The sequence below is a fragment of the uncultured Lacinutrix sp. genome, assembly GCF_947500325.1.
In the GTDB taxonomy this organism is placed as follows: Bacteria; Bacteroidota; Bacteroidia; order Flavobacteriales; family Flavobacteriaceae; genus Lacinutrix.
This window is the reverse complement of the sequence record NZ_CANMRQ010000090.1, coordinates 1-533: the sequence shown is the minus strand read 5'-3', so window position 1 is coordinate 533 and position 533 is coordinate 1. Positions and strand designations below refer to the sequence as shown.

1 protein-coding gene is annotated in these 533 nt (G+C 29.1%); it reads right to left on the bottom strand.

The annotated features are described in order from the left end of the window. Positions 1 to 45: 45 nt before the first annotated feature. The coding region (locus Q0997_RS20300; protein WP_299892556.1) for an IS3 family transposase at positions 46 to 533 on the bottom strand (488 nt) is incomplete at its 5' end.

The window sequence follows — 533 nt, the reverse complement described above, 5'->3', positions numbered from 1 at the left end:
TGAGTCGTCCTAAAATAGGTTGACAGATTATAAAATAATTAATTACTATCCTGTGAAGCTAGCTTCACAGGATTTTTTGTTGTGTATAAAATTAGGTGTTTTATAATTAAGACTCAAGTGCGGCCTTTTATTATTATAAGTTTTTATAGATTCTTTTATTAGTTGATTAAGTTCTTTTTCATTATTGCATTTATATACTAAAAATTCTTGTTTTAAAATACCATTAATTCGTTCTGCTAAAGCATTTTGATAACAATCATATCCATCGGTCATAGAGGGTCTGACATTGTTTTTGGTTAAAGCATCTTGATAAACAGAAGAACAATATTGGAGTCCACGATCTGAGTGGTGAATTAGCTCTTTATTAGTATTTCTTTCTTTGATAGCCATTTCAAGGGCTTTTACCACATGATTAGCACTCATATCATTGCTTAATTTATAACCCATTATTTTTCTACTATATGCATCAGTTACAAGAGATAGATAATGTGTTTTTTCTCTACTCTTTACATAAGTGATGTCACTAACAAAGA